The following is a 20,831-nucleotide window of genomic DNA, read 5'->3' on the forward strand; positions in this document are numbered from 1 at the left end:
AGTGTGTATAAGAGACAGTTAGCGGACAGTCCCCACCCAGAGCCCATCCCGCCTTTTTTCAACGGGATGAGAAGCGGTGCGTAACCGTCTTATAAATGAAACACCGCCCTCGGCTATACTCCCCGCATTTCGAATCGGCCCCGAGGAATGACTGTGAAGAACTGGACGTTACGCCAACGCATTTTGGCGAGCTTTGCGGTAATTATCGCCATCATGTTGCTGATGGTGGTCGTCTCGTATTCCCGTTTACTGTCGATTGAGTCCAGTGAGAACGTTGTGCGCTCGGACAGTGTTCCCGGGATTCACTACAGCTCCCTGATTCGCGGTGCCTGGGTCGATGATTACGTGCTGACCCAGCAACTGATCGGGCTGGGGGGCGGTCGAGGCATGACCCAGGCTGACAAGGATATGTACCAGGGTATTGAGGAAAGGCTGCAACGCGCGATGGCCAGCTACCGCGGTACCATCTTCGAGAAAGATGATCTGGCAAGGTTCGAGGAGTTTGAAAAGCTGCACGATCAATATGACAAGCTGCTCGAAGAGGTACTCGATGCCTACCAGCAAAAGGACTTCGAACAGGCCCGTCGCATCCTCGCCGAACAGATGACCCCGGCATGGGCTGCCGGCCGCAAACAGCTGGATGAACTCATTGAGTTCAACAGGGTGGCGGCTGAGGCGGCCACTGACTCGATCATTTCATCGGTATCGGTGGCGAAGCTGATCATGGGCATTTCGTTGCTGGTCGCAGTCATTAGTGCCGGGTTGTGTGGTCTTTTGTTGATGCGCGCGATCATGGCGCCGATGAACCGCATCGTGAAAATCCTCGAAATCATGCGCACTGGCGACCTCAGCAGCCGCCTGAATCTGGAGCGCAAGGACGAATTCGGCGCGGTAGAGACCGGTTTCAACGACATGATGACCGAGCTCACTTCGCTGGTGTCCCAGGCCCAGCGTTCGTCGGTGCAGGTGACCACGTCGGTGACCGAGATCGCCGCGACATCCAAGCAGCAACAAGCCACCGCCACCGAAACTGCCGCCACCACCACGGAAATCGGCGCGACCTCCCGTGAGATCGCCGCCACTTCCCGGGATCTGGTGCGCACCATGACCGAGGTCTCCACCGCCGCCGATCAGGCTTCAGTGGCCGCCGGCTCCGGACAACAGGGCCTGGCGCGCATGGAGGAAACCATGCACTCGGTGATGGGCGCGGCCGATCTGGTCAACGCCAAGCTGGCGATCCTCAACGAGAAGGCCGGCAACATCAATCAGGTGGTGGTGACTATCGTCAAGGTTGCCGACCAGACCAACCTGTTGTCGCTCAACGCCGCCATCGAGGCCGAGAAGGCCGGGGAATACGGACGCGGTTTTGCCGTAGTCGCCACCGAAGTGCGGCGTCTGGCGGACCAGACCGCCGTCGCCACGTATGACATCGAGCAAATGGTGCGCGAGATCCAGTCGGCGGTATCGGCCGGGGTCATGGGCATGGACAAGTTCTCTGAAGAAGTGCGCCGTGGCATGTCCGAGGTGCAGCAAATCGGCGAACAGTTGTCGCAGATCATCCATCAGGTTCAGGCGCTGGCGCCGCGGGTGCTGATGGTCAACGAAGGTATGCAGGCCCAGGCCACCGGTGCCGAGCAGATCAACCATGCGCTGGTGCAGTTGGGTGATGCCAGCAGCCAGACGGTCGAGTCTCTGCGCCAGGCCAGTTTCGCCATCGATGAGCTGAGCCAGGTGGCCGTCGGGCTGCGCAGCGGCGTTTCGCGATTCAAAGTCTGATGAGCGAAATCACGGCCAAACGCTCTGTCGTGACGCAGGCGCTGCATGCATTGTTTCTGGTGTTTCGCATCGGCAACGAGCGCTATGCCTTGAAGGCTATCGAAGTGGCTGAAGTGCTGCCGCGCCTGCCCTTGAAGCCCATTCCCCATGCCCCCGCCTGGGTCGCCGGGGTGTTCGCCTATCGGGGCGCCGTGGTGCCGGTGATCGACTTGAGCGCACTGACCTTTGGCATGCCTGCACAAGCCCGTACCAGCACGCGACTGGTGCTGGTCAACTATCGCCCGGATGAAACCGCCGAGTCGCAGCTGCTCGGGCTGATTCTGGAACAGGCGACTGACACCTTGCGTTGCGATCCGGCGGATTTTCAGCCCTACGGCCTGGACAATCGCCAGACGCCTTACCTCGGGCCGGTGCGCAAGGATGAGCAGGGCTTGCTGCAATGGGTACGGGTCGGCGATCTGCTGGACGATCAGGTGCGTGCATTGTTGTTTCCCTCGCCGCCAGTGGATCCGGCGCTGCTGCAGGAGCGGCCATGAACAGCGACCAGCGTTTTTTCGATTTCCTCAAGGAACGTATCGGGCTCGACGTGACCTCGGTAGGACCTGCGATCATCGAGCGAGCGGTGCGCCAGCGCAGCATCGCTGCGCAAGCACCTTCGGCCGATGAATATTGGCGCACCCTGCAGGGCTCGCGGGACGAACAGCAGGCTTTGATCGAAGCGGTGATCGTTCCGGAAACCTGGTTCTTCCGCTACCCGGAGTCCTTCGTCACCCTGGCGAAACTGGCGAGCAAGCGTCTGTCGGAGATCAACAACCTGCGCGCACTGCGGATTCTCAGCCTGCCATGCTCCACTGGCGAAGAACCGTACTCGATCGCCATGGCGTTGCTCGATGCCGGGCTCAAACCGCACCAGTTCAAGGTCGACGGCCTGGACGTCAGCCCGTTGTCAGTGGAAAAAGCCCGGCGGGCGTTGTACGGCAAGAATTCCTTTCGGGGTGACGACATTACGTTTCGCGACCGTCATTTCATTGCCGAAGGCGAGAGCTATCGCCTCGATCAGTGCGTGCTTGAGCAAGTGCGCCTGCAGGTCGGCAACTTGCTGGATCCGGCCTTGCTGGCCGGTGAACCGCCCTTCGATTTCGTGTTTTGTCGCAACCTGCTGATCTATTTCGACCAGCCGACCCAGAAGCAAGTCTTCGAAGTGCTCAAGTGCCTGACCCACCTTGACGGCGTGCTGTTTATCGGTCCGGCCGAGGGCGGTCTGCTGGGGCGTTTGGGGATGCGCTCGATCGGTATCGCACAGTCCTTCGCGTTCAGTCGGCAAGGGATGCCGGACCCTGAACCCTTGCCGGCATTCGTTCCAGCGCCATTGCCAGTGCCGCAACCGCTGCGCAATCCACCGCCTGCGCCAGTGCGCAGTCGTCCGTTTGCACGAGTTGCGCCGCTGCAGGCTGCGCCTGCAATCTCAGGTGCCGATACTGCCGCGCTGCTGGCCAATATCGCCGTGCTGGCCGATGAAGGCAAAAGCGCCGATGCGCGAGCGGCGTGTGAAAGCTACTTGCGCAGCCATGAGCCGGTGGCTCAAGTCTTTTATTGGTTGGGACTGCTCAGCGATGTGGCCGGCAATACCCTTGAAGCCCAGGGTTTTTACCGCAAGGCGTTGTACCTCGAACCGCAACATCCTGAGGCGTTGATGCACCTGGCCGGGTTGCTGCAGGCCCAGGGCGATGCGATGGGAGCCAGACGATTGCAGGAACGTGCCGCCCGCAGTGCACGCGCCGCCGACAGTGAGCGTAAACGATGATCGCCGCCGACACCTTTAGCGTCACCCGGGATGCCCAGGCCATCGACGATTGCTGGAACCGCATCGGTATCCACGGCGACAAGTCCTGCCCGCTGCTCGGCGAGCATATTCATTGCCGCAATTGTGCGGTGTATTCCGCGGCCGCCACACGCTTGCTCGATCGCTATGCGTTGCAGCAGGAAGATCGCGGGCCCGTGTCCGCCTCGGTCGAGAGCGAGGTGAAAACCCGCTCACTGTTGATGTTCCGTCTGGGTGAAGAGTGGCTGGGGCTCGCGACTCGTAGTCTGGTAGAGGTGGCGCCGCTGCAAGCGATTCACTCTTTGCCGCATCAACGTTCCCGGGCCTTGCTCGGTGTGGCGAATGTGCGCGGTGCGCTGGTCGCCTGCCTGTCGCTGGTGGAGCTGCTCGACCTCGACGGCACCAGCAACGTGGCACCCGGCGCGCGGGTCATGCCACGCATGTTGATCATCGCCGCCGATGGCGGGCCGGTGGTGGTGCCGGTGGACGAGGTCGACGGGATTCACGCCATCGATGAGCACATCCTCGATGCCGCGTCGCGCTCGGGTGCTCAGGCCAGCGCCAAATACACCCGCGGCGTGTTGCAATTCAAAGGTCGCAGCCTGCGTTGGCTGGATGAAGAACAGCTGCTGTCCGCCGTGACCCGGAGCCTCTCATGACCCCCGAGCAAATGCGCGACGCCTCTCTGCTGGAGCTGTTCAGCCTGGAGGCCGAAGCCCAGACCCAGGTCTTGAGCGCCGGCCTGCTGGCGCTTGAGCGCGATCCGACCCAGGCCGATCAACTTGAATCGTGCATGCGTGCGGCGCACTCGCTCAAGGGGGCGGCGCGGATCGTTGGCGTCGATGCCGGGGTCAGCGTTGCCCATGTGATGGAAGATTGCCTGGTCAGTGCCCAGGAAGGCCGCCTGTTGCTGCGCCCCGAGCACATCGATGCGTTGCTGCAAGGCACCGATTTGCTGATGCGCATCGCCACACCGAACAACAACCCGGAGGCCGCGGATATCGAGGCCTACGTGGCGTTGATGGCGCGGTTGCCGGACCTGACGGCCTCGTTGGTTGCACCTGCCATATCGGTGATGGCCGAACTTCAGCTCGAAGCACCCGCGCCCAAGGTCGAGCCGCCGGCGCCTGCCGTCGAACCGCCATCGGCGCCAACCCCGAGCAAGTCCAAACGCACCACCGAAAACGGCGAACGTGTACTGCGTGTCACCGCCGAGCGCCTGAACAGCCTGCTCGATCTGTCGAGCAAATCCCTGGTGGAAACCCTGCGGCTCAAACCGCACCTTGCGACCATGCAGCGACTCAAGCGCATGCAGAGCAACAGCCTGCGCGCACTGGAGAATCTCAATGTGCATCTCAAGGATCACGCCTTGAGTCTGGACGCTCAGGAGACCCTTGAGGATGCGCGGCGATTGCTTGCGCAATCCCAGCAACTGCTCATGGAAAAGAACGCCGAACTCGATGAGTTCGCCTGGCATGCCAGCCAGCGGGCACAGGTGTTGTACGACACGGCGCTGGCCTGTCGCATGCGGCCCTTTGCCGATGTGTTGACCGGGCAGGTGCGGATGGTCCGGGATCTGGGGCGCGATCTGGGCAAACAGGTGCGGCTGGAAATTGAAGGCGAAAAAACCCAGGTCGATCGCGACGTACTGGAAAAGCTCGAAGCACCGCTGACTCACCTGTTGCGCAATGCAGTCGACCACGGCATCGAAACCCCGGAGCAGCGCCTGCTGGCGGGCAAGCCGGCTGAAGGTTTGATTCGCCTGCGCGCTTCTCATCAGGCCGGTTTGCTGGTGCTTGAATTGAGCGATGACGGCAACGGCGTGGACCTGGAAAAGCTCCGCCGAAGCATCGTTGAACGAAGTTTGTCGCCCGCGCAAACCGCAGCTCAGTTGAGCGAAGAGGAGTTGCTGACATTCCTGTTCCTGCCCGGTTTCAGTCTGCGTGACACGGTCACCGAGGTGTCCGGTCGCGGCGTCGGCCTGGATGCAGTGCAGCACATGGTCCGGCAGTTGCGCGGCGCGGTGGTGCTGGAGCAGGTGGCGGGCGAGGGCAGTCGTTTCCACCTTGAGGTACCGCTGACCCTGTCGGTGGTGCGCAGCCTCGTGGTGGACGTCGGCGACGAAGCCTATGCCTTCCCGCTGGCCCATATCGAGCGCATGTGCGACCTGGAGCCGGCGGATATCGTGCAGGTCGAAGGCCGCCAGCATTTCTGGCACGAAGGCCGGCATGTCGGCCTGGTGGCAGCCAGTCAGTTGCTGCAACGTCCGGCCAGCCAGAACAGCGGGCAAACCCTGAAAGTCGTGGTGATTCGCGAGCGCGATGCGATCTACGGGGTGGCGGTGGAACGGTTTATCGGTGAGCGGACGTTGGTGGTGCTGCCGCTGGATGAGCGTCTGGGCAAGGTGCAGGACATTTCCGCTGGGGCTCTGCTCGACGACGGTTCGGTAGTGCTGATCGTTGATGTCGAAGACATGCTGCGTTCGGTGGAGAAGCTGCTCAACACGGGGCGTCTGGAGCGCATTGCCCGTCACAGCAATCAGGTGGTCGAGGCGGCCCGCAAACGCATTCTGGTGGTGGATGATTCTCTGACCGTGCGAGAGTTGCAGCGCAAGCTGTTGCTCAATCGCGGCTACGACGTGGCGGTTGCGGTGGACGGCATGGACGGCTGGAACGCGTTGCGTTCGGAGGATTTCGACCTGCTGATCACCGACATTGATATGCCGCGCATGGACGGCATCGAACTGGTCACGCTGCTGCGTCGGGACAATCGCCTGCAATCGCTGCCGGTGATGGTGGTGTCCTACAAGGATCGTGAGGAGGATCGGCGCCGTGGACTGGATGCCGGGGCCGACTATTATCTAGCCAAGGCCAGTTTTCATGACGATGCCTTGCTCGATGCGGTGGTCGAGCTCATTGGGGGAGCGCGGGCATGAGGATTGCAATCGTCAACGATATGCCCATGGCGGTGGAGGCCCTGCGCCGCGCCGTGGCATTCGAGCCGACACACGAGGTGGTCTGGGTCGCCGGCAATGGCGCCGAGGCGGTGCGCCAGTGCGCGCTGGACACGCCGGACCTGATTCTGATGGACCTGATCATGCCGGTGATGGACGGTGTCGAGGCCACGCGGCGGATCATGGCCGAGACGCCGTGTGCCATCGTCATCGTCACCGTGGATCGCCAGCAGAATGTGCACCGGGTGTTCGAGGCCATGGGCCACGGTGCGCTGGACGTGGTCGACACCCCGGCCCTTGGCGCCGGCAATGCCCAGGAAGCGGCCGCGCCGTTGTTGCGCAAGATCCTGAACATCGTCTGGCTGATCGGCGACAAGGGCAACCGCCCGCGCCCGACGCTGGCACCGTTGCGCAGTTCGGGTTCACGCCAGAGCCTGATCGCCATTGGCTCATCTGCGGGCGGGCCGGCAGCGCTGGAAGTCTTGCTCAAGGCACTGCCGAGTGATTTCTCTCCGGCCATCGTGCTGGTGCAGCATGTTGACCAGGTGTTTGCCGCCGGCATGGCTGAATGGCTCGGCAGCGCCAGCGGACTCAACGTGCGGTTGGCCGAGGAAGGCGAGCCGCCGCAAAGCGGCACAGTATTGCTGGCCGGCACCAATCACCATATTCGCTTGCTGAAAAACGGCACGCTGGCCTACACCGCCGAACCGGTCAACGAGATCTACCGGCCCTCCATCGATGTGTTCTTCGAGAGCGTGGCCAGTTACTGGAACGGTGACGCCGTGGGGGTTTTGCTCACCGGCATGGGGCGTGATGGCGCCCAGGGGCTTAAACTCATGCGCGAACAGGGCTACCTGACCATCGCACAAGACCAAAGCAGCAGTGCGGTGTACGGCATGCCGAAGGCGGCCGCGGCCATCGATGCTGCCGTGGAGATTCGCCCGCTGGACAAGATAGCACCACGATTGCTGGAGATTTTCGCCAAATGAGCACCTTTTCCCTCATTCCTGGCTCAGGTAGTACTCAGGTGACCGCACATGACTGAATTACAACTCGACGACTTCAAGACCGACGAAAACGCCGCCATGGTGTTGCTGGTGGACGATCAGGCGATGATCGGCGAAGCCGTGCGCCGCGGCCTGTCGAACGAAGAGAATATCGATTTCCACTTCTGCGCCGACCCGCACCAGGCCATCGCCCACGCGGTGCGCATCAAGCCGACAGTGATCCTGCAGGATCTGGTGATGCCCGGCCTTGACGGCCTGAGCCTGGTGCGTGAATACCGCAATCACCCGGCGACCAAGGACATTCCGATCATCGTCTTGTCGACCAAGGAAGACCCGTTGATCAAGAGCGCGGCCTTTGCCGCCGGGGCCAACGATTATCTGGTCAAGCTGCCGGACAACATCGAACTGGTCGCACGCATCCGCTATCACTCGCGCTCCTACATGACCCTGCTGCAACGGGACGCGGCGTACCGCGCGTTGCGGGTCAGCCAGCAGCAACTGCTCGACACCAACCTGGTGCTGCAACGCCTGATGAACTCCGATGGCCTGACGGGATTGTCGAACCGTCGGCACTTCGATGAATACATGGAACTGGAGTGGCGCCGCTCGCTGCGTGAGCAGAGCCAGTTGTCGTTGTTGATGATCGACGTGGACTACTTCAAGGCCTACAACGACAGCTTCGGCCACCTGGAGGGTGATGAAGCCCTGCGCAAGGTCGCCGCGGCGATCAAGGATGCCAGTGCCCGGCCTTCGGACCTGCCGGCCCGCTACGGCGGCGAAGAGTTTGCCCTGGTACTGCCCAACACCTCCCAGGGCGGCGCACGACTGGTGGCCGAGAAGCTGCGCCAGACCGTGGCAGCCCTGAAGATCCCGCATAATTCGCCGACCGAAGGTTCGAGCCTGACCATCAGCATTGGCCTGTCGACCATCACGCCGAAAGCCGGCAGCAACTGCCGCGACCTGATCCTGGCGGCGGACAAGGGGCTGTATTCGGCGAAGAACAATGGGCGCAATCAGGTGGGCGTGGAGTGATCCACCCTATTTCCTGAGCGACGCAAAGCCCTGTGGGAGCGAGCTTGCTCGCGATGGCGTTGTATCAGTCGATAGTTCCATGGACTGACACGCCGTCATCGTCGGAACGCCGCCCGGAGCAAGCTCGCTCCCACAATGGCCTCAATCGCTGTAAAGAACGTCTGCAACCCCGTCTTTTCGGCCAGGCGGGCTGCCGTTTTCGGCTGTTTCCCGGTATACTCGCCGGCTTTCAAAAGTTCGCCAACGAGTGCTGCCCGTCATGGAAATCAACCCGATCCTGAACACCATCAAGGACCTGTCCGAGCGCTCCGAAACTATTCGGGGGTATCTTTGACTACGATCAAAAGCATGAGCGTCTGACCGAAGTCAATCGCGAGCTTGAAGATCCGAGTGTCTGGAACAAACCTGAATACGCCCAGGAACTGGGCCGCGAGCGCGCTGCGCTGGCGCAGATCGTCGATACCCTCGACGAATTGAACACCGGTCTGGCCGATTGCCGTGACCTGCTGGACATGGCCGTTGAAGAGAACGACGAAGGCGCAGTGGGCGATGTCGTCGCCGAGTTGGCCCGTCTCGAGGAAAACCTCGCCAAGCTTGAATTCCGGCGCATGTTCAGCCACGAAATGGACCCGAACAACGCCTATCTGGACATCCAGGCCGGCTCCGGCGGCACCGAAGCCCAGGACTGGGCCAACATTCTGCTGCGCATGTACCTGCGCTGGGCCGACAAACGCGGTTTCGACGCGACCATCATGGAACTGTCCGCCGGTGAAGTCGCCGGGATCAAGGGCGCGACCGTGCACATCAAGGGCGAATACGCCTTTGGCTGGCTGCGTACCGAGATCGGCGTGCACCGTCTGGTGCGCAAGAGCCCGTTCGACTCCGGCAACCGTCGCCACACCTCGTTCTCCGCGGTGTTCGTCTCGCCAGAGATCGATGACAAGGTGGAAATCGAAATCAACCCGGCAGACTTGCGGATCGACACCTATCGCTCCTCCGGTGCCGGTGGTCAGCACGTAAACACCACCGACTCGGCCGTACGTATCACCCACGTACCGACCAACACCGTGGTCAGCTGCCAGAACGAACGTTCCCAGCACGCCAACAAAGACACCGCCATGAAAATGCTGCGGGCCAGGTTGTACGAGCAGGAAATACAGAAGCGCAACGCGGCATCCCAGGCGCTGGAAGACACCAAGTCCGATATCGGCTGGGGTCATCAGATCCGTTCGTACGTGCTCGATGCCTCGCGGATCAAGGATCTGCGCACCAACATCGAACGCAGCGACTGTGACAAGGTGCTCGATGGCGACATCGACGAATACCTGGAAGCGAGCCTGAAGTCCGGGCTGTAAGCAATGCAATACAGGATCGGCTGACTCAGCGCGATCCTTGTAGGAGCGGGCTTGCCCGCGATCCTCAGCCGCAGGCTGGGGACAACGAACCTGATGGAATTTTTAAAGACATGAGCGACCTAGAACTCGACCCGCAAGCCCTGCAACAGGAAGAAAACTCCCTGATCGCCCTGCGCAAGGAAAAGCTTGCTGCCGAGCGCGCCAAGGGCAATGCCTTCCCGAACGACTTCCGCCGCGAAAACTACTGCGAACAACTGCAGAAACAGTACGCGGACAAGACCAAGGAAGAGCTGGCAGAGGCTGCGATCCCGGTCAAGGTTGCCGGTCGTATCATGCTCAACCGTGGCTCGTTCATGGTGATCCAGGACATGACCGGTCGCATCCAGGTCTACGTCAACCGCAAGACCCTGTCCGAAGAAACCCTGGCCGCGGTGAAAACCTGGGACATGGGCGACATCATTGCAGCCGTTGGCACCCTGGCCCGTTCCGGCAAGGGCGACCTGTACGTTGAAATGACCAACGTGCGCCTGCTGACCAAATCCCTGCGCCCGCTGCCGGACAAGCACCACGGCCTGACCGACACCGAACAGCGCTACCGCCAGCGCTACGTTGACCTGATCGTCAACGAAGACGTGCGCCAGACGTTCCGCGTGCGTTCGCAAGTCATCGCCCACATCCGCAGCTTCCTGATGCAGCGTGACTTCCTGGAAGTGGAAACGCCGATGCTGCAGACCATTCCGGGCGGCGCGGCAGCCAAGCCGTTCGAAACCCACCACAATGCGCTGGACATGGGCATGTTCCTGCGTATTGCGCCGGAGCTGTACCTCAAGCGCCTGGTTGTTGGCGGGTTCGAGAAAGTGTTCGAGATCAACCGCAACTTCCGTAACGAAGGCGTTTCGACTCGTCACAACCCTGAATTCACCATGTTGGAGTTCTACCAGGCCTACGCCGACTACGAAGACAACATGGACCTGACCGAAGAGCTGTTCCGCGAACTGGCGCAGCTGGTTCTGGGCAGCACCGACGTGCCATACGGCGACAAGGTGTTCCACTTCGGCGAACCGTTCGTGCGTCTGTCGGTGTTCGACTCGATCCTCAAGTACAACCCTGAACTGACCGCCGATGATCTGAACGACATCGACAAGGCACGCGCCATCGCCAAGAAGGCCGGCGCCAAGGTGCTGGGCTTCGAAGGTCTGGGCAAGCTGCAGGTGATGATTTTCGAAGAGCTGGTCGAGCACAAGCTGGAACAGCCGCACTTCATTACCCAGTACCCGTTCGAAGTGTCGCCGCTGGCCCGTCGTAACGACGACAACCCGAACGTCACCGACCGTTTCGAGCTGTTCATCGGTGGTCGTGAAATCGCCAACGCCTACTCCGAGTTGAACGATGCGGAAGACCAGGCCGAGCGCTTCATGGCCCAGGTGGCCGACAAGGACGCCGGCGACGACGAAGCCATGCACTACGACGCCGACTTCGTTCGTGCGCTGGAGTACGGCATGCCGCCAACGGCGGGTGAAGGCATCGGTATCGACCGTCTGGTGATGCTGCTGACCAACTCTCCGTCGATCCGCGACGTGATCCTGTTCCCGCACATGCGGCCGCAAGCGTAAGTGTTTCAAATAAAAAGCCGCCTTTGAGGCGGCTTTTTATTGCCTGTCTGGTACAAACGTATCAACTTGTTACTTTCATCTGAGAGGAAATACCTGTCGTGATTCGTGCAATAGCTCAAGAAGGTGCAGCGGGTGTCGCCACTGCGGTCGCTGAAAGTGTTCAGTACCAGGGCCGCAAGGCCAGCCGACAGGGCAGCGAACAGCGACGACAGGATATCCTGGACGCCGCCATGCGCATTGTCGTGCGTGACGGTGTACGGGCCGTACGGCACCGTGCGGTGGCCGCCGAGGCGCAAGTGCCGTTGTCGGCGACTACTTACTATTTCAAGGATATCGATGACCTGCTCACCGATACCTTCGCCCAATACGTGGAACGCAGTGCAGCGTACATGGGCAAGCTTTGGGTGAACAACGAGGGCTTGCTGCGCGACATGATCGACAGTGGCGATGGCAGCCCGCGGGCACGCTCGAAACTGGCGGACGACATTGCACGGCTGATGACCGATTACGTTCACCGGCAACTGGTCAATCGCCGTGAACATTTGATGGCCGAGCAGGCGTTCCGTCAGGAGGCATTGCTCAACCCGCGCCTGGCCGAACTGGTGCGCTCGCATCAGCAAATCCTGTTGCAGGGCTCTTGCCAGCTGTTCCAGGTGTTGGGCTCGCGCGAGCCGCATCAGGATGCCAAGGTGTTGACGGCGATTATCGGCCGGATGGAATATCAGGGCCTGCTCAACGTAGACGAGCCTGCCGCCGAAGAGGAAATGCTCGGCATCCTGACGCGCTACATGCACCTGGTGCTGGCGTCGGTATAGGCCCGGCTGGTGCATTACCTGTGGGAGCGGGCTTGCTCGCGAAAGCGGTGAATCAGTCGACTTAAATGCTGAATGTTGAACCGCCTTCGTCGGAACGCCGCCCGGAGCAAGCCCGCTCCCACAAGGTGAGGCCGTGTGATCTTCAAGGGAGTTTTGAATGAAAGCCTGGCGTGTCGTTGTGATCGCCTTGTCGTTCCTGCTGCTCAGTGGCTGTCTGGTGACCTTCAAGGAACCGCTGCCTGCAAGCGAACCCGCGCCCAAGGGTTTGCTCGGCAAATGGACCAGCACCAATGCCTGGGGCGAGCCGCTCAACCTCGAACTGACCCGCATCGGCGACAACCGCTACCAGGCTGTCGGCTATTACCGGGCCAGGCCCAAGGAGCGGGAAGCCTATCCTTTCACGGTGTCACGCCATGGCAACCGCTGGTATCTGTCGGCGAAGGTACCGGCGCAGTTCGGCGGGCATTTCACCCTGGCCGGTTTTGAGCTGACCGACAAACATGAGTTGGTGGTTTACAACCTCGATCTCGAACAGATCAATCAAGCCATCAAGCAGGAAGCCCTGAGCGGTGAAAGCTTCCAGACCAACGACGGCGAAGGCGTATTGATCGACAGCCACATGGATCAGGTCGCTGCCTATCTCGACGACCCGGCCAATTCCGATGTGTTCGTCGAAGCCGTACGCTACCAGCGTCAGGCCAAAGCCAAATAAGCAGCACAAACAGGTTTCTACAGGAGTTTCGGGTGGACGATTACCAACAGTCGATACGCATTTTGTCCGACCGCATCGTGCTGGCGCAGACGCCGATCCGCGTCCTCGATGCGGTCAAGTGGGACGACAACATTCGTAAGGGTTTCCTCAAGGCCAAGGGCAAGGAAATGCCGGCGGTGGACCGCGACTACTACCTCAACCGGCCGCTGGCGTTCGACTCCAGCAAAGTGAAGTTGGAGTTCCAGAACATCGAGCGCGACATCACCCGCCAGCTCGGCCAGTTCAACCCGGTCGGCCAGATCATGCGCCGCATGTGCAAGGAATACCGCATGGTGGTGCGCATGCTCGAAGCGCGCGGCACCGAGGATTTCGGCCTGATCTCCCAGGAGTTGTACGGCGCCGCGTCCGACGCGTTTCACGCAGGTGACCCGACCTTGTCCGACCTGGGCATGATGTTGTCCGAATACCTGAACAATATCGATGGCCGTGGCGACCTCAAGGATGAGCCGAAGACTTTGACTGCCAAGGATGCGGTCGACATGCTCCAGCATCGCTTGAACAAGGTTTTTGGCGAAGCCGAGGAAACCATCCGGGTGTTCGAGTCCGACGGCATCGTCGCCGATGCGGCGGCGGGCGCCGACTACATCAAGATCCGCTCCGACGCGATGTTCAACGACCGCGACGTGCGGGCGCTGGAAGTTCATGAAGGGCTGGTGCATGTCGGCACCACCCTCAACGGCCTGAACCAGCCGATCTGCACCTTCCTCTCCAAGGGGCCGCCCTCGTCGACGGTAACCCAGGAAGGCCTGGCGATCCTGATGGAAATCATCACCTTCGCCTCTTACCCGAGCCGCCTGCGCAAACTGACCAACCGCACCCGCGCCATTCACATGGTGGAGGAGGGGGCCGACTTCCTGCAGGTGTTCGAGTTCTTCCGCGAGCAAGGCTTCGAAATGCCCGAGAGCTACAGCAACGCCAGTCGCGTTTTCCGCGGCTCGGTGCCGACAGGTCTGCCATTTACCAAAGACTTGTCCTACCTCAAGGGCTTCATCATGATTTACAACTACATTCAGCTGGCCGTGCGTAAAGGCAAGCTGGAGCAGATACCGCTGTTGTTCTGCGGCAAGACCACCCTGGAAGACATGCGCACCTTGCGCCAGTTAGTGGACGAAGGCCTGGTGGTACCGCCCAAGTACCTGCCCGAACAGTTCCGCGACATGAACGCACTGTCGGCGTGGATGTGCTTCTCCAACTTCCTCAACCACCTGAGCCTGGACCGGATCGAGGCGGATTACTCCAACATCCTTTAGGCCTGGTGGGATCCCCCTGTGGGAGCGGGCTTGCTCCGGGCGGCGTTCCGACGAAAGCGGTTTAACATTCAACATTTCTGTTGTCTGACACAACGCCTTCGCGAGCAAGCCCGCTCCCACAGGGGTATGTATTCCAATCTTCACTGCGAGGTTTCAACGGATGAGAATCCTCGGCATCCTCTGCCTTCTCCTGGCCTTGAGCGGTTGCAGTTCGCTGTTGTTCTACCCCGAACCCGGCCAGTTGTTCACCCCCGAAAAAGCCGGGCTCGAATACCGCACCGTCACCTTGAACACCGCCGATGGCCTCAAGCTGAATGCCTGGTGGCTGCCAGCGAAGAAGGGTGTCGAGGTCAAAGGCACGGTGCTGCACCTGCACGGCAACGGCGGAAACCTGCCCATGCACTTCGGCGGGAGCTTTTGGTTGCCGAAAAATGGTTACCAGGTGTTGCTTGTGGACTATCGCGGTTATGGCCTTTCCGAAGGCGAACCCAGCCTGCCGGCGATCTATCAGGACATCGATGCGGCGTTCAAATGGCTCGACCAGGCGCCGGAGGTCAAAGGCAAGCCGCTGATCCTGCTCGGCCAGAGCCTCGGTGGCTCGATGGCCGTGCATTACCTGGTGCAGCACCCGGAACGGCAGAAACAACTGAAGGCTATTGTCCTCGACGGTGTGCCCGCCAGTTACCGAAACATCGGTCAATTTGCCTTGAGTACTTCATGGATGACCTGGCCGTTCCAGGTGCCGTTGTCGTGGCTGGTACCGGACGGCGACAGCGCGATCAACTCCATGGCGCAACTCAAGGACGTGCCGAAACTGATCTACCACAGCATCGACGATCCGATCGTGCCTCTTTCCAACGGCATCCGACTGTATCAAGCTGCGCCGCCGCCACGGGTGCTGCAGCTGACCCGTGGTGGTCATGTGCAGACGTTCGCCGACCCGGTCTGGCGCAAAGTCATGCTGCGTTATCTCGATGACCCGCAGCATTTCAACGGCCTGCGCCGGTTGGGTGAGATTCCCAATTACCCGGCGCCCCCGAATTCAGAAGATGAACCACCAGAGAGTCCGCAATGAGTGAAGAACGTAACGCCATCCCGCTGATCATCACCGGTATCTGCAGCATCCTCGGCACCGTCGGAGCCCTGTGGTGGTACGGCTACCTGCACTTCGCCAAGCCTGAGGATGCGTTGCTGCTCAACGAATTCACCATGCTCAAGACCGTGCCGGGTGAAGACTACAAAGTTTCCCTGGAACCGGCCGCCCAAGTGGCGCAGTGCATTGATGGCGTGCTGGTGCTGTTCGACATGGAGCAGAAAGGCCTGACTGGCGTGCTGATCGACAGCAAGAAAAAAGCCGTGCGCTGCATGGGGCAGGAGACACCGCAGAAGCTGGAGTAATTATTGCGGCTTATAGAGGCTTCCCCCTTCCACATACAAAAGGGGGAAACATCAGTGATGTCGTAGCCCGCAGAGCCAGCAAGCGAACTAACCGCTCACTGAGCTACTTCAAAAAAACGACCGGTCAGCAGCGATGCACTGTCACCAACTATCTGATAGGCAAACGAGTGATATTTTCCTGAGGTTAGCGGCGTTAATGTTATTCGCCAATTCCCAGTGGAGTCCGCAATAGCTACTTCAGTGCCGTTGTTTTCAGAATCTTGCGCGTAGTTAAGGGTGATCTTGGCCCCGGGGATACTCGTTCCTGTAAAAGTAACGGGATTTTGAGTAGCTGGAGCTCCCGGAGTGGGAGTTAGAACCTCGGGAGCAACTAATGGCTTCCCTGCGACTGGGCAAGCTGGAGTATCTTCACCATTTATTGCAATGGCGACTGTCGCCCCATCAGCGGATGCTGTGCAGGCGTGGAGGATAATACCTGCTGTGTCATCTTTCAGAGTTCTACCTGGTTGCAATGTCGGGTCATGTGTAGTGATCGTTTCCGGTGTGCCATCGAGCTGGACGTTATTTACAATACTTCCCATGGTTGTGTACCTCACCCACACGCCATTCGCTCGATTATCGGTCGGTGGGAAATTATCGTAATGGGTGGGTTTGCGGTACTCCAGAGCGATTTGACTGGGAGTCAAGCCAGTGCGATTGATGAGATAAAGTTGCGGTCCGGTTTGTCCCAGTACGCCCAGGCGATACAGGCCCGAGCGCTCGATTACCGCTACTTGTGAGTTATCCAGCCAACCGGCATACCAGCGATAATTGGCAGGGTAAAGGCCTCTGCCCTGCGATACCGGGTCCCCGGTGTCGGTTGCGGGGCGAGCTGGGGTGATTTCGCATTGATCGGGAGCAAAGACCGTATCGTTGTCTTTTGGACATTTCGTGTAGGTTTCACCGTGGTTGAATCCGAGGTTATGTCCGAACTCATGTGCAAAAATGTAGTACCCCTGAAACGACCCACGTACGAAAAGCTTATTCCCGGGCATGCGCGCCTGGCCACCACCAGGGCCATTTTCAACGACAAACAAATAATCGTACTCCTCTGGATCATAGCCCTGCACACGGGCGGCTTCTTCAGCGTCCAGATAAACTTGAGAATATCCTGGATACGGCTTAGCAAACCGGGCCGTAATTGTCGTCCATTTAAGAGTCAATTTTCCCATTGAGGATTGTCGTATGTAATCACTGTAAGAGCCGGGTTGTTCCGATGCGGTGTCGGCATAAAGCTTTTGCATGTCTATTTCATTACTGTCTTGCCAGTGAGCAGCTACCAACAACACTTTCTTCTCCCCAACAACAGGCCGCTGATTAACACCAACTTGTGGTAAGGGGATATTCGTTGGAATGGCATCATCGTCCATTGGGTCCTTTGTTTGCGTGCAAGCCATTTGCATTGCGATCAGGCATGACAGTAAGACAGCGCTGGGAAATTTCATGCATCCTTCCTCCTGGAAAGTTCTGGTGCTATTTCAAACTTTCTCGAAGGAATCTATCTACTGTCAGAAGTACCAGTGCCGATCAGTGGTATGAAATAAAAAAAGCCGTCACGCGCAGCCATATTCCCGGACCTTGACGGCTCGGGAACAGGCATTTTTTGCGGTGTGAAAAAGTGCTGTCGATCAGTGCTTCTGTTTGTCGTCAGGCACCGACAAATCATGCAAATGCCGACGGGACAGCGCCAGAAAGCGCGGGGTCGGCCCGATGTCTTCGTACAGCGGATCGCCTTCTTCATCGGTGGCGACCACGGTCGTGCCTTTGACGTACGGGAAGCTTCTTTCCAGCTCCTCCAGTGCGGCGCTGAGCAGATCGCCGAGCAGTTCTTCGGGATGCCGCTTGGGGTACATCTCGACGAGCGCGGCCAAACGTGCGGCAGACTCCACGTCCAGATGAATCGAGTAGCCGGTGTCGGTCAGGCGACCCTTGGCGTTTTCTTCCCAGTGGTGGGCAAGCTCGCGGATTTTCATATTGACCTCATTGCGCGCCCGCTCGTGGCAGGCAGAGTGAGTGTCCGGCACTGGCCGGCGACAACCGTTGTACGGCTTACCGTTCAGACTAGCCTCAACAGGCAAGGTTTACAGTCCCTTCGTCGTCTTGCTTGTAAGAACCTGTCTGGGGCGGCACTCTCTAGGTTCTTAGCCGCCCGGATTCTTTGCTGGAGACCTGCTGATGACCGATATTGATGCACGCTTGCGCGAGGACGTTCACCTGTTGGGTGAGCTGTTGGGCAACACCATTCGTGAGCAATATGGCGACGGTTTTCTCGACAAGATCGAGCAGATCCGCAAGGGCGCCAAGGCTGACCGGCGCGGCTCCATGGACGCCGAACTCAGCGCCAGCCTCAATCAGCTGAGCGAAGACGAATTGCTGCCGGTAGCGCGGGCGTTCAACCAGTTTCTCAACCTGGCCAACATCGCCGAGCAGTACCAGTTGATTCACCGCCGCGAGGAGTCCCAGGAGGCGCCGTTCGAAGCCCTGGTGTTGCCGGAGTTGCTCGCGCGCCTGCGCGCCGAAGGGCATGGCGCCGACGCGCTGGCCCGGCAACTGGGGCGACTGGAGATCGAGCTGGTATTGACCGCGCACCCGACCGAAGTTGCACGCCGCACACTGATCCAGAAGTACGACGCCATCGCCGCGCAACTGGCGGCTCAGGATCACCGTGACCTGACCCGTGCCGAGCGCGAGCAGATCAAGACCACCTTGCAACGCCTGATCGCCGAAGCCTGGCACACCGAGGAAATCCGCCGCACGCGTCCGACACCGGTGGACGAAGCCAAGTGGGGTTTCGCGGTGATCGAGCATTCACTGTGGCAGGCCATTCCCAATTATCTGCGCAAGGCCGATCAGGCCCTGCACACCGCCACCGGCCTGCGCCTGCCACTGGAGGCGGCACCGATCCGCTTTGCCTCGTGGATGGGCGGCGACCGCGACGGCAACCCGAACGTGACGGCGGCGGTGACCCGAGAGGTTTTACTGTTGGCGCGCTGGATGGCGGCCGATTTGTACCTGCGCGATGTCGATCGCCTGGCCGCTGAACTGTCGATGCAGCAGGCCAGCGATGAATTGAAGGCCAAGGCGGGAGACAGCGCCGAACCTTACCGGGCAGTGCTCAAACAGCTGCGCGAACGCCTGCGGGCAACGCGTAACTGGGCACACGCCGCGTTGTCGACGCCAGCGCCGGCACCGACCGATGTGCTGCAAGACAACCGCGAACTGCTCGATCCACTGGAGCTTTGCTACCGCTCCTTGCACGAGTGCGGCATGGGCGTGATCGCCGACGGGCCGTTGCTCGATTGCCTGCGTCGGGCAGTGACATTCGGTCTGTTCCTGGTTCGTCTGGATGTACGCCAGGACTCGTCGCGGCACACCGCAGCGATGACCGAAATCACCGACTACCTCGGCCTGGGGCGCTACGAGGACTGGAGCGAGGAAGAGCGCATCGCCTTCCTGATGCGCGAATTGAGCAATCGTCGTCCCTTGTTGCCGACGTACTTCAAACCTTCCGCCGACACCACTGAGGTGCTGGCGACCTGCCGGGAAATCGCCGCTGCGCCGTCGGCATCCCTCGGTTCCTATGTGATTTCCATGGCCGGTGCGGCTTCCGATGTACTCGCCGTGCAGTTGTTGCTCAAAGAGTCCGGCGTGTTGCGGCCGATGCGCGTGGTGCCGCTGTTCGAAACCCTGGCCGACCTCGACAACGCGGGTCCGGTGATCGAGAAGCTGCTGCTGTTGCCGGGCTATCGCGCGCGCCTGCAAGGGCCGCAGGAAGTGATGATCGGCTACTCCGACTCGGCCAAGGACGCCGGCACCACCGCGGCGGCCTGGGCGCAGTACCGGGCGCAGGAGCGATTGGTGGATATCTGCCGTTCGCACGACGTCGAACTGCTGTTGTTCCATGGTCGTGGTGGCACCGTTGGGCGTGGCGGCGGCCCGGCTCACGCGGCGATCCTGTCGCAGCCACCGGGTTCGGTGGCGGGGCGCTTCCGCACCACCGAACAGGGCGAAATGATTCGATTCAAGTTCGGCCTGCCGGACATCGCCGAGCAGAACCTCAACCTGTACCTGGCCGCCGTGCTGGAGGCGACCTTGCTGCCTCCACCGCCACCTACACCCGAGTGGCGCCATTTGATGGACGAACTGGCCGCAGACGGTGTCAGTGCCTACCGCGCCGTGGTGCGGGAAAATCCGCAGTTCGTGGAGTATTTCCGCCAGTCGACGCCGGAACAGGAACTCGGTCGTTTGCCGCTGGGCAGTCGCCCGGCCAAGCGTCGGGCCGGGGGGATCGAAAGCCTGCGGGCGATTCCGTGGATCTTCGGCTGGACCCAGACGCGCCTGATGCTGCCGGCCTGGCTGGGTTGGGAAGCGGCCCTGAGCAAGGCACTGGCGCGTGGCGAAGGCGAACTGCTGGGGCAAATGCGTGAGCAGTGGCCGTTCTTCCGCACCCGCATCGACATGCTGGAAATGGTCTTGGCCAAGGCCGATGCCGACATTGCGCAGTCCTACGATGAGCGTCTGGTGGAGCCGAATCTGTTGCCATTGGGTGCGCATTTACGCGACCTATTGTCGCAGGCGTGCACCATCGTTCTCGGCCTGACCGGGCAGTCGCAGCTGCTGGCACATAGCCCAGCGACCCTTGAGTTCATCCGCTTGCGCAACACCTACCTCGACCCGCTTCATCTATTGCAGGCCGAGTTGCTGGCCCGTTCAAGAGTGCAGGAGGTGGCGCAGGGCAGCCCGGTAGAACAGGCCTTGCTGGTGTCTGTGGCGGGGATTGCCGCCGGTTTGCGTAACACCGGCTAAGGTTTTTGCGGTGGGGTCAGGCATCCGGCAGGTGAGCCGGATGCCGCCGTTTGACGGGTGCAAAAGTGCTGTCAGGCGACAGTTAATGATGGGGTTGCGACTTGGGAAACTGTGCGCAATGGTCGCAAGAGGCAGCGGTTTCTCCGACTTTTGGCGTCTTGTGTGGGCGCAGCCTGCTGTGTATCTTGAGCAG

Annotated in this window: 17 protein-coding genes; 15 read left to right on the top strand and 2 right to left on the bottom strand. The window is 60.4% G+C overall.

All coding sequences use genetic code 11. The features are described from left to right. Positions 1–153: 153 nt before the first annotated feature. The 14 genes from KGB28_RS04160 (at position 154) to KGB28_RS04225 (ending at position 15,793) form a co-directional block, all read left to right on the top strand. Positions 154–1,776 (top strand): methyl-accepting chemotaxis protein, encoded by a 1,623-nt coding sequence (locus tag KGB28_RS04160; protein WP_223442642.1) that lies wholly within the window; start codon positions 154–156, stop codon positions 1,774–1,776. Next, positions 1,776–2,312, top strand: a complete 537-nt coding sequence (locus KGB28_RS04165; RefSeq protein WP_223442643.1) for a chemotaxis protein CheW — start codon at positions 1,776–1,778, stop codon at positions 2,310–2,312. The genes KGB28_RS04160 and KGB28_RS04165 overlap by 1 nt, the downstream gene beginning before the upstream one ends. Then, on the top strand, positions 2,309–3,580 hold the full coding sequence (locus tag KGB28_RS04170; RefSeq protein WP_223442645.1) for a CheR family methyltransferase: 1,272 nt from the start codon (positions 2,309–2,311) through the stop codon (positions 3,578–3,580). Before KGB28_RS04165 ends, KGB28_RS04170 begins: the two co-directional genes overlap by 4 nt. Then, on the top strand, positions 3,577–4,257 hold the full coding sequence (locus tag KGB28_RS04175; RefSeq protein ID WP_223442647.1) for a chemotaxis protein CheW: 681 nt from the start codon (positions 3,577–3,579) through the stop codon (positions 4,255–4,257). The genes KGB28_RS04170 and KGB28_RS04175 overlap by 4 nt, the downstream gene beginning before the upstream one ends. Continuing rightward, a complete protein-coding gene (locus KGB28_RS04180; protein ID WP_223442649.1) occupies positions 4,254–6,533 on the top strand; it encodes a hybrid sensor histidine kinase/response regulator in 2,280 nt (759 codons plus the stop codon). The genes KGB28_RS04175 and KGB28_RS04180 overlap by 4 nt, the downstream gene beginning before the upstream one ends. After that, complete coding sequence (locus tag KGB28_RS04185) at positions 6,530–7,540, top strand: chemotaxis response regulator protein-glutamate methylesterase (protein WP_223442650.1); 1,011 nt, start codon at positions 6,530–6,532, stop codon at positions 7,538–7,540. The genes KGB28_RS04180 and KGB28_RS04185 overlap by 4 nt, the downstream gene beginning before the upstream one ends. Before the next feature lie 48 nt (positions 7,541–7,588). Further along, positions 7,589–8,590 (top strand): PleD family two-component system response regulator, encoded by a 1,002-nt coding sequence (locus KGB28_RS04190; RefSeq protein WP_223442652.1) that lies wholly within the window; start codon positions 7,589–7,591, stop codon positions 8,588–8,590. A 259-nt stretch (positions 8,591–8,849) separates the two neighbouring features. Beyond that, positions 8,850–9,945 (top strand): peptide chain release factor 2 gene (gene prfB / locus KGB28_RS04195; RefSeq protein WP_115947770.1). Its coding sequence is split into 2 segments (ribosomal slippage): positions 8,850–8,921 and positions 8,923–9,945, totalling 1,095 coding nucleotides; the frame shifts between segments, so codons are not numbered across the junction. 110 nt (positions 9,946–10,055) lie between these two features. Beyond that, positions 10,056–11,558: a lysine--tRNA ligase gene (gene lysS / locus KGB28_RS04200; RefSeq protein ID WP_150728236.1), complete on the top strand. Its 1,503-nt coding sequence runs from the start codon at positions 10,056–10,058 to the stop codon at positions 11,556–11,558. Positions 11,559–11,656: 98 nt separating this feature from the next. Continuing rightward, positions 11,657–12,373, top strand: a complete 717-nt coding sequence (locus KGB28_RS04205; RefSeq protein ID WP_223442655.1) for a TetR/AcrR family transcriptional regulator — start codon at positions 11,657–11,659, stop codon at positions 12,371–12,373. Between the two features lie 157 nt (positions 12,374–12,530). Further along, the gene (locus tag KGB28_RS04210; protein ID WP_223442657.1) at positions 12,531–13,085 is read left to right on the top strand and encodes a hypothetical protein; all 555 of its coding nucleotides are present in this window, start codon (positions 12,531–12,533) and stop codon (positions 13,083–13,085) included. Positions 13,086–13,117: 32 nt separating this feature from the next. Then, positions 13,118–14,395 (top strand): flavohemoglobin expression-modulating QEGLA motif protein, encoded by a 1,278-nt coding sequence (locus KGB28_RS04215; RefSeq protein ID WP_150728239.1) that lies wholly within the window; start codon positions 13,118–13,120, stop codon positions 14,393–14,395. Between the two features lie 160 nt (positions 14,396–14,555). Next, a complete protein-coding gene (locus KGB28_RS04220; RefSeq protein WP_223442660.1) occupies positions 14,556–15,470 on the top strand; it encodes an alpha/beta hydrolase in 915 nt (304 codons plus the stop codon). Then, a complete protein-coding gene (locus tag KGB28_RS04225) occupies positions 15,467–15,793 on the top strand; it encodes a hypothetical protein (protein WP_223442662.1) in 327 nt (108 codons plus the stop codon). Before KGB28_RS04220 ends, KGB28_RS04225 begins: the two co-directional genes overlap by 4 nt. Positions 15,794–15,888: 95 nt before the next feature. On the opposite strand, the gene KGB28_RS04230 is transcribed toward KGB28_RS04225, so the two are convergent. After that, positions 15,889–17,277 (bottom strand): transposase, encoded by a 1,389-nt coding sequence (locus KGB28_RS04230; protein WP_223442665.1) that lies wholly within the window; start codon positions 17,275–17,277, stop codon positions 15,889–15,891. A gap of 183 nt (positions 17,278–17,460) precedes the next feature. Further along, positions 17,461–17,805, bottom strand: a complete 345-nt coding sequence (locus KGB28_RS04235) for a pilin assembly protein (RefSeq protein ID WP_223442667.1) — start codon at positions 17,803–17,805, stop codon at positions 17,461–17,463. A 202-nt stretch (positions 17,806–18,007) separates the two neighbouring features. Here KGB28_RS04235 and ppc point away from each other — a divergent pair, with 202 nt between their 5' ends. Continuing rightward, positions 18,008–20,638: a phosphoenolpyruvate carboxylase gene (ppc, locus tag KGB28_RS04240; protein ID WP_223442669.1), complete on the top strand. Its 2,631-nt coding sequence runs from the start codon at positions 18,008–18,010 to the stop codon at positions 20,636–20,638. Positions 20,639–20,831 lie beyond the last annotated feature (193 nt).

Origin of the sequence: Pseudomonas sp. BF-R-19 (assembly GCF_019956445.1) — a bacterium.
GTDB classification, from domain to species: Bacteria; Pseudomonadota; Gammaproteobacteria; order Pseudomonadales; family Pseudomonadaceae; genus Aquipseudomonas; species Aquipseudomonas fluorescens_BH.

What these genes read in the sequence shown, in the direction of transcription:
- ppc (WP_223442669.1), top strand. Translation starts at nt 18,008, where the DNA reads ATGACCGATATTGATGCACGCTTGCGCGAGGACGTTCACCTGTTGGGT.
- KGB28_RS04210 (WP_223442657.1), top strand. Translation starts at nt 12,531, where the DNA reads ATGAAAGCCTGGCGTGTCGTTGTGATCGCCTTGTCGTTCCTGCTGCTC.
- KGB28_RS04170 (WP_223442645.1), top strand. Translation starts at nt 2,309, where the DNA reads ATGAACAGCGACCAGCGTTTTTTCGATTTCCTCAAGGAACGTATCGGG.
- KGB28_RS04225 (WP_223442662.1), top strand. Translation starts at nt 15,467, where the DNA reads ATGAGTGAAGAACGTAACGCCATCCCGCTGATCATCACCGGTATCTGC.
- KGB28_RS04220 (WP_223442660.1), top strand. Translation starts at nt 14,556, where the DNA reads ATGAGAATCCTCGGCATCCTCTGCCTTCTCCTGGCCTTGAGCGGTTGC.
- KGB28_RS04180 (WP_223442649.1), top strand. Translation starts at nt 4,254, where the DNA reads ATGACCCCCGAGCAAATGCGCGACGCCTCTCTGCTGGAGCTGTTCAGC.
- lysS (WP_150728236.1), top strand. Translation starts at nt 10,056, where the DNA reads ATGAGCGACCTAGAACTCGACCCGCAAGCCCTGCAACAGGAAGAAAAC.
- KGB28_RS04190 (WP_223442652.1), top strand. Translation starts at nt 7,589, where the DNA reads ATGACTGAATTACAACTCGACGACTTCAAGACCGACGAAAACGCCGCC.
- KGB28_RS04175 (WP_223442647.1), top strand. Translation starts at nt 3,577, where the DNA reads ATGATCGCCGCCGACACCTTTAGCGTCACCCGGGATGCCCAGGCCATC.
- KGB28_RS04185 (WP_223442650.1), top strand. Translation starts at nt 6,530, where the DNA reads ATGAGGATTGCAATCGTCAACGATATGCCCATGGCGGTGGAGGCCCTG.
- KGB28_RS04165 (WP_223442643.1), top strand. Translation starts at nt 1,776, where the DNA reads ATGAGCGAAATCACGGCCAAACGCTCTGTCGTGACGCAGGCGCTGCAT.
- KGB28_RS04235 (WP_223442667.1), bottom strand. Translation starts at nt 17,805, where the DNA reads ATGAAAATCCGCGAGCTTGCCCACCACTGGGAAGAAAACGCCAAGGGT.
- KGB28_RS04230 (WP_223442665.1), bottom strand. Translation starts at nt 17,277, where the DNA reads ATGAAATTTCCCAGCGCTGTCTTACTGTCATGCCTGATCGCAATGCAA.